Annotated in this window: 5 protein-coding genes and 1 pseudogene; 4 read left to right on the top strand and 2 right to left on the bottom strand. The window is 69.7% G+C overall.

Going from position 1 to position 6,822, the window contains the following annotated elements:
• From D7Y11_RS40800 to D7Y11_RS40790, 3 genes and pseudogenes are all read left to right on the top strand, one after another.
• Nucleotides 1-412, top strand: a pseudogene (locus tag D7Y11_RS40800) (serine/threonine protein kinase); the annotation flags it as partial.
• Nucleotides 413-472: 60 nt separating this feature from the next.
• Nucleotides 473-1,309 (top strand): hypothetical protein, encoded by an 837-nt coding sequence (locus D7Y11_RS40795; protein WP_126936370.1) that lies wholly within the window; start codon nucleotides 473-475, stop codon nucleotides 1,307-1,309.
• A gap of 18 nt (nucleotides 1,310-1,327) precedes the next feature.
• Nucleotides 1,328-2,143, top strand: a complete 816-nt coding sequence (locus D7Y11_RS40790; RefSeq protein ID WP_233605071.1) for a hypothetical protein — start codon at nucleotides 1,328-1,330, stop codon at nucleotides 2,141-2,143.
• A 30-nt stretch (nucleotides 2,144-2,173) separates the two neighbouring features.
• On the opposite strand, the gene D7Y11_RS40785 is transcribed toward D7Y11_RS40790, so the two are convergent.
• Complete coding sequence (locus D7Y11_RS40785; protein WP_121754091.1) at nucleotides 2,174-4,942, bottom strand: bifunctional acetate--CoA ligase family protein/GNAT family N-acetyltransferase; 2,769 nt, start codon at nucleotides 4,940-4,942, stop codon at nucleotides 2,174-2,176.
• 138 nt (nucleotides 4,943-5,080) lie between these two features.
• Nucleotides 5,081-5,974 (bottom strand): NmrA family NAD(P)-binding protein, encoded by an 894-nt coding sequence (locus tag D7Y11_RS40780; RefSeq protein WP_126936369.1) that lies wholly within the window; start codon nucleotides 5,972-5,974, stop codon nucleotides 5,081-5,083.
• 81 nt (nucleotides 5,975-6,055) lie between these two features.
• On the opposite strand from D7Y11_RS40780, the gene D7Y11_RS40775 reads away from it, so the two are divergent.
• Nucleotides 6,056-6,822: LysR family transcriptional regulator (locus D7Y11_RS40775; protein WP_233607563.1), on the top strand; the 767-nt coding region annotated here is incomplete at its 3' end.

Genomic DNA, 6,822 nt, shown 5'->3' with positions numbered 1-6,822 from the left:
CACGGAGCCCGTCACCCCGCCCGCCGTGGTCGTGGCGCCGCCGGAGGACGTGAACAAGCCCGTGGATCCGGAGCCCCAGCCGACGCAGCCGACGGAACCGGAGAACTCCACGCAGCCCACGGTGAACACAAAGCCGAAGACTCGCGTCGCCCCCGAGTCCATGCCGGACAGCGTGCGCGAGGACCTGGCGGCGGCGCAGAAGGCGCTGGACGCGTCGAACACGGCGGAAGCGCTGCGTCACATCCGGCGCAGCCAGCGCACGAAGATCACCGGCCTGTCGTTCTCGCTGCTCACCCGCGTGTACTGCCAGCAACACGACCTGGCGAACTCGCGGGCAAATTGGACCCGCGTACCGGCAACGGAACGTCCAAGGGTCCGACAATACTGTTCGCAGTACGATATCGACCTGTAGGGTCGTCCGGGCGCGCGGAAACTCCAGAGCGGGGGCGCGCCCGCAATCCAAGGAGTCGTCGTGAGAGTGCTACTGGCAGTGGGGGTCGTGGCGCTGTCCCTGGGATGTTCCCGGGGCGTGCGGCCCGACAGCGAGGTGGCGGGTACGAAGCCCACCACCGGCAAGGTGTATTCCAACGAGGCCGGCGAGAAGATCACCCTCATCGCGCTGGAGCCCGGTGACGCGAAGAAGGCGCTGGTCGCGTTCGAAGGCACCAAGAGCGAGCTGGACGGACAGGTGCTGGTCGCGGGGGTGGACACGCAGCAGCGGCGCGCCGTGGAGTACTGGACGATGTGGCGCGGCAACAAGCAGCGCTTCGTCACCGTGCACGATCGGGGCGGCTACGAGGACCTGGTCTTCAGCGGCGTGAACCACACGGGCTACACGCACCTGAAGCCGGACACGGCCAAGACGGGCGCGCTGAAGGTGGAGAAGGTCTTCGAGCGCTACCAGGACCTGGAAGGCGACAAGAAGTACAAGGGCCTGCTCGCGTTCGACCGCAAGTTCTGGACGAACCAGGCGGAGACGCAGCTGTCCGAGGCCCTGGCGGCGACGAACAAGGCGTGCGGCTCCAAGCTGACGTCCACCGTGGCCTGGGACTCCATCACGGACGCGCAGATCAACAAGATGTCCTTTGGCAGCTACTGCGTGGGCCCGATGGAGTCGCTCCAGAAGCTGTGCGAGCGCTCCGACGAGGCCAAGCGCGCCGTCCAGCAGAAGCTCCAGGCGGTGGAGTGCCGCTTGGACGACGCCAAGGCCGCGCTGAAGATGGAAGCCCAGAAGGTCATCTGGTCCGTGACCGCGGATCGGACGGTCCAGTCGGACGAGACCACCACCTTCTTCACCGACAACCTCTAGAACGAAAGCCCACCGACAATGACGCTTCGACGCATGGTCATCGCCCTGGGGCTCGTCCTGGCCCCGCAAGCCGCGCTCGCGCTGGATCCGCCCTGGAAGCAGGAGCAGAAGCTGCGCGACCGCATGGTGCTGGAGTCCGCGAAGGTCTGCGCGGACGGCAAGGGCCACTACACGGTCCTCATCCCCCAGACGCCCGAGCACGAGGGCGACCTGTTCTACGGGGACGGCAAGACGTTCACGCAGGTGGTGCCCGTGGGCTACACCTCCGCCACGGACGGCGCCTTCTTCGAGCCCCGCTTCTTCAACCCCAAGGCCAACGACAACTTCCGCGGCACGGACTACCGCGTCGTCTCCGACGTGAAGCTGAGCGAGGACTTCAAGACGTGCGCGCTGCGCTGCGGGGAGAAGAACCTGCCGCAGCAGCCGGTGCCGGCGGAAGAGGCCAAGGAGCTCTTGCGCAAGGCCGCGTACCAGCCCAGCCCGGTGAAGTTCCAGCCGTACGCGCTGCTGCGCGACGACAAGGGTGTGTACTACCTGGTCGAGCGCGGCATCGGCGCGGACAACAAGAGCTTCCGCATCTTCACGGGCCAGCGTGGCCAGGTGAAGCAGCAGAAGATGCTCAACGTCGTCACCGACTCGCAGGGGGAAATCTTCTCCACGCAGGGCGGCGACCTGCGCCTCGTGGTGGACCGCGAGGAGCCGTCGTTCTGGGTGGTGAAGAGCAAGCGCCAGAAGCTGCGCGCGGTGCCGGTGGGTGAGAACCTGCCGTTCATCTACAACGAGCTGGGCGTCTACACGGGCGCGCGGTTGGGCACGCCCTGCGACGACGTGTAGTCCCGTAGCACCGGGGAGCCCCGGGCACGGTCAGCCGTTGAGCACCTTCACGGCTTTGACCATGTCCGGGGCCAACTCCTCGTGTTCCACGAGGGTGAACCCCAGCTTCTTGCTGACGGCCTGCATGCCGCGGTTGCGCGTGAGGATGTCCGCGACGATGCGGCGCAGGCCCCAGTCCCTTCCAATGTCCACCAGCCGCCGCAACAGCTCCGTGCCCAGGCCCAGGCGCTGGGCGGGGTCGCTGACGGTGATGGCGAACTCCGCGTCCTTCGTGCCGCGCAGGCGCGTGAGCCGGCCCACCGCCAGAATCTCTCCTCCGCCCTTCCCGTCTGGCGACGGCCGCTCGGCGACGAGCGCCATTTCGCGCGCGTAGTCGTTGAAGCAGATGCGCGCCAGGCGCTCATGGGCCACGCGCTGGCTGAGCTTCATCAGGCCCGCGTAGCGCATGAACACGGTCTGCTCGGAGAGCGCCTGGTGGAAGCGGCCCATGGCGGGCTCGTCCTCCGGGCGGATGGGGCGCACCAGGAGCTGCTCGCCGTTCTTCAGCGTGAGCAGCTTCGCGTATTGGTGCGGGTACGGTTCGATGGCGAGCTTCGGCAGCGCCGCGGCCGGGACCTCTGGCGGGTGCAGCACCACGCGCGCGTCCAGCGCGATGATGCGCTCGCCGGAGACGAGCAGCGGGTTGATGTCCAGCTCGCGGATGAGCGGCTGCTCCACCACCAGTTGGCTGAAGCGCACCATCAGCCGCTCCAGCGCGCCCATGTCCACGGGGGCCCGGCCGCGCACGCCCTTGAGCGCGTGGTGGATGCGCGTGCGCTCCATCATGCGTCGCGCCAGCGTGGTGGTGAGGGGCGGCAGGCCCAGGGCACGGTCCTGCATCACCTCCACCAGCGTGCCGCCCGCGCCGAAGAGCAGCACCGGCCCGAACTGCGCGTCCAGGCTGCTGCCCAGAATCAGCTCGTAGCCGTCCAGCTTCGCCATGGGCTGCACGGTGACGCCCTGGAACGCGTCCTGGAGGCCCCGCTCCACGAGCGCGTCTCGGATGGCGCGCCAGGCATCCCGCACCTGCGCCTCGTCGCGCAGGTCCAACCGCACGCCGCCCACGTCCGTCTTGTGCGTCACCGTGAGCGAGTTCAGCTTGAGCACCACGGGGAAGCCCAGCGCGCGGGCCTTCTCCACCGCCTCGTCCTCGGACGTGGCGAGCCACGTCTCCACGGTGGGGATGCCGTAGGCGGCCAGCAGGCGCTTGGATTCGTATTCGGACAGGAGGGTGCGGCCGGAGGCGCGGGCTTCGTCCACCAGGGCGCGCGCCACGTCGCGGGCTCCGCCGGTGGGCTCCTCCGCCAGCGTGGGCGTCTCATAGAGCCCGGCGATGTTGTCCGAGTAGCGCCACATGTAGTTGAAGACGCGGGCCGCGGTGTCCGGGTAACCGAAGGTCGGGATGCCCGCGTCGTTGAGGATGCGCTCGCCGGCGGCGACTTCCGAACCGCCCATCCAGCTGGCGAGCACGGGCTTGCCGGGCAGCTTCGCGTAGCCCTTGAGACGGTCCGCCGTCTTGGTGGGCTCCGTCATGTCCTGCGGCGTGAGGATGACGAGCAGGCCGTCGCTGTTGGGGTCCGCGCCGGTGGTCTCCAGCGCCTTCGCGTAGCGCTCCGCGTCCGCGTCTCCCAGGATGTCCACCGGGTTGGCGTGGCTCCAAGGCGGCGGCAGGAAGCCGTCCAGCTGCTTCTTGGTGTCGTCGGACAGCACGGCCAGCTCGCCGCCACCGGACACGAGCGCGTCCGTGGCGAGCACCGCGGGGCCGCCCGCGTTGGTGAGCAGCGTGAGCCTGCGGCCGGAGGGCCGGGGCTGGCGGGCCAGCACCTCCGCCATGTGGAACAGGTCCTCGATGGAGTCCACGCGCAGCACGCCCGCGCGGCGGAAGGCAGCGGAGAGCACCTCGTCGCTGCCGGCGAGCGTGCCGGTGTGGGACGCGGCGGCCTGCGCGGCCTGCGCGGTGCGGCCGGCCTTGATGACGATGATGGGCTTGGTGAGGGCCACCTCGCGCGCGGCGGACAGGAAGGCGCGCGCGTCGCCGATGGACTCCATGTACAGCAGGATGGAGCGCGTCATCGGATCATCCGCGAGGAAGTCGATGAGGTCTCCCCAGCCCACGTCCAGCATGGAGCCCACGGAGACGAAGGCGCTGAAGCCCACGGCCTCGCGCAGGCTCCAGTCGAGGATGGAGGTGAGCAGCGCGCCGGACTGGCTGATGAAGGCCACGTTGCCGGGGCGGGCCATGCCCTTGGCGAAGGTGGCGTTGAAGCCGCTCGTGGGGCGCATCACGCCCAGGCAGTTGGGGCCGATGATGCGCAGGTTCGCGGCCTGCGCGATTTGAAGCACCTCCTGCTCCAGCTTCGCGCCCTCCGGGCCCGTCTCCTTGAAGCCCGCGGAGATGATGATGGCGCCCTTGACGCCGACCTCCGCGCACTCGCGGATGATGGCCGGCACGGACTTCGCGGGCGTGACGATGACGGCCAGGTCCACGGGCTCCGGCAGCGCGCGCAGGGACGGCCACGCCTTGATTCCGAGCACGTTGGGGCGCTGCGGGTTCACCGGGTAGACGGTGCCGCCGAACGGGCTGCTGATGAGGTTCCAGAGGACGGTGCGGCCCACGCTGCCGGGGCGCTCGCTCGCCCCCACCACCGCGACGCTGCGGGGGGAGAAGATGACCTCCAGCGGCTGACGGGTCCGCTGGTGGAGCAGGTCGATGGAAGGGTCCGTCCGGGCCGGGGGCGTGGCGGGGCGTTGCTCGTCCATGGTGCGCTCGTATTCGGTGGGTGGCCGTACCGGAGCAATCTCCGGCAGGCCCCCATCGTGCACCAGTTGTGAGGAAGGGAACGGGGCAGCGGTCGTTTCCCCATCCTGTTCCTTATGCGAGCGAACGGGCGGACGCCGTCACGACGCGCGAGCCTGCTCCACCACCGGCTTGAGCACGGTGCTGGCGAACTCCGCCAGGGTGGTGGGCGTGGTGGTCTCCTTCGAGCGGGGCTCGGCCGGGTCCATGCGTCCGTCCTGGATGGCGCCGTACATCTCCACGAAGGTGTCCGCCGCGAAAGCGGGCATGCCCGCGCCCGTCATGCCGTTGCGCAGGTCCTCCAGCCCCACCCGCACGTACTTCACGGGCTGGCCCAGCACCTGGGTGAGGATGCTGGCGACCTCCGGATAGGTGAGGTCCTTGGGCCCGTGGACGCCCACATAGCGGTGGCCCGTCCACGACGTGTCCAGGAGCACCTCGGCGGCCTTGGCCGCGATGTCCGCGGTGGCGACCATGGGGAAGGCCTTCGTCTCCGGGCTCGCGCTGAAGAGCGCGCCGGCCTTCGCCAGGCCCTGCACGTCGCGCAGCAGGTTCTCCATGAAGAAACCCGCGCGCAGGCTGACGACGTTGGGGGCCGCCGCCTGGAAGGCCTCTTCAATGGGCTTCAGCACGGACACCGGCCCCGTGCCCGCCCCGCTCTGCGCGCCGACGCTGGAGAGGATCACCACGCGCTTCACGCCGTGCGCCTTCACGCGCTCCGCGGCCATCTTGCCGTTGGCCTTCGCCCAGTCCTGGAAGTCCGGGCGGATGGCGGGCGGCGACAGCCAGAACAGCGCCTCCGCGCCCACGAGCGCCGCGTCCAGCGTGGCCTGCTCCTCGATGGAGCCCTGCACCACCTTCGCGCCCAGCTTCACCAGGTCCGCCACCTTCTCCGGGGTGCGGGAGATGACGGTGACCTGACGGCCCGCCTTCAGCAGCTGCTCCACGAGGGGACGACCGATGTTGCCGTTCGGGGTGTTGATGACGATGGACATGGGGTGCCTCCAGCGACAGCGAGATGGCGCAACAGTGCTCCCGCGCCATTCATGAGGCCACTGCATGCTATGCATGCCCCCATGCGCCGTGCTCATGAAACCCCAGCGCCATCCCCCGCGGAGGTCGACCTCTCCGGCATCAACCTCAACCTGATGGTGACGCTGGACGCGCTGCTGAAGGAGGCGCATGTCACCCGCGCCGCCGCGCGCGTGGGCCTCACCCAGTCCGCGATGAGCCATGCGCTCGCGCAGCTGCGGGAGTTGCTGGGCGACGCGCTGCTCATCCGCGGCCGGGGCGGCATGGTGCTGACACCTCGCGCGCAGCAGCTGGCCGCGCCGCTCAAGCGGGGGCTGGCGGAGCTGCGCCGTGCACTGCGCGACGAGCCCGCGTTCGATCCCGCCACCGCGACCCGCCGCTTCACCGTGGCCACGCGCGACTTCTTCGGGTCGGTGCTGCTGCCGGGCGCGCTGGAGCTCCTGGGCCGCGAGGCTCCCGGCGTGGACCTGTCCGTGCTGCACGTGGACAGCAACACCTTCGCCGGCCAGTTGGAGACGGGCGAGGTGGACCTGGCCATCATCGTCGCGCCCGTGCCGTCCGGGCCGGGCCTGCGCCAGCAGAAGCTCCTCACCGAGGACTTCGTCTGCGTGGTGCGCAAGGACCACCCCACCGTGCGCCGCACGCTGGACGTGGACACCTACCTGAAGCTGTCCCACATCCTCATCAGCCCCAAAGGCGACGGCGTGGGCGCGGTGGACCTGGCCCTGGCCCAGCGCGGCCTGCCCCCGCGCCGCATCGCCGTGCGAGTGCCCTACTTCCTCATCGCGCCGCTGGCGGTGTCGCGCTCGGA

The sequence above is a fragment of the Corallococcus sp. AB018 genome (assembly GCF_003986945.1).
In the GTDB taxonomy this organism is placed as follows: Bacteria; Myxococcota; Myxococcia; order Myxococcales; family Myxococcaceae; genus Corallococcus; species Corallococcus exiguus.
The sequence above is the reverse complement of the archived record's forward strand: the minus strand, read 5'-3'. Positions and strand labels throughout refer to the sequence as shown.